Source organism: Paenibacillus sp. E194, assembly GCF_000935845.1.
Lineage (GTDB): Bacteria > Bacillota > Bacilli > Paenibacillales > Paenibacillaceae > Paenibacillus_B > Paenibacillus_B alvei_B.
The window spans coordinates 1-952 of sequence record NZ_JMDX01000519.1; the positions used below are offsets into that span (position 1 = coordinate 1).

At 42.3% G+C, this 952-nt stretch carries 1 protein-coding gene and 1 pseudogene; both read right to left on the reverse strand.

Annotated elements, in window-relative coordinates; genetic code table 11:
• Positions 1–296 (reverse strand): annotated as a pseudogene (locus AZ66_RS29330) (DUF6612 family protein); the annotation flags it as partial.
• 147 nt (positions 297–443) lie between these two features.
• On the reverse strand, positions 444–952 hold a 509-nt coding region (locus AZ66_RS29335; RefSeq protein ID WP_044358192.1), incomplete at its 5' end, for a YitT family protein.

Here is a 952-nt window from a genome sequence, read left to right on the forward strand (position 1 = left end):
ATTTCGAGATTCGCTTCCATCTTCATAGGCTCTTGTTGTACTACGCCATTTACACTAAGCTCAGCATTTTTCATCATGTTCAAAACCATCTGTGCATTTGGATCCATTGCTGAACCATTATCCACTTGAAGATCTTCAAGCTTAATCGATGTATTGAATGCATAGGACTTCATATCGAAGGACTTACCTAGAGAACCTTCAATTAATTCCTTCGGACTAGACTTGGCTCCACACCCCGTAATAATTAGTGCTAAAGCAAATATGAGCGCTAATGCCCCTTTTAAACCTCTCTTCAATCTCTTCAACCCCTATTCATCATAATAAGCGAGCTAAAATTACCCAGTATATATTAACTTATACGTATGGCATTGAAAATAGTTCCTTTGAAACATATTTCGCGACCCTGCTCACAGACTTATGAACTTCGTCCTATCTTTTACTGCTTAATGAATGTCCTTTTTCTTAAATCTGCCACCCTTAACGTCATGAATGTTGCCGATTGCAAGAAACGCATGCTCATCATGCTCCTCTACGATCCCCTTGAGTTTCGCTTCCTCCAATCGGGTAATGACGGTGAAAATCACTTTCTTCTCATCTCCGGAGAAGCCGCCCTCGCCTTTCATATACGTAACGCCCCGACCGAGACGTCTAAGCAGCGCATCGCCGATTTCCTTGTGATTGTCACTAATAATCCATACCGCCTTCGAATCGTTCAATCCCTCAACGGTAATATCGATCATTTTATATGCAATGTAATAGGCAATGAGGGAATACATCGCACGATCCCAGCCAAATACGAAGCCCGCACTCGTGAGTATGAACAAGTTGAAGAACATAATGATCTCGCCAACGGAGAAGGGAGAACGTTTGTTAAGCAAAATTGCTATAATCTCTGTACCGTCCAAAGAACCACCATAGCGAATGACGAGCCCCACGCCAATACCGAGAATAA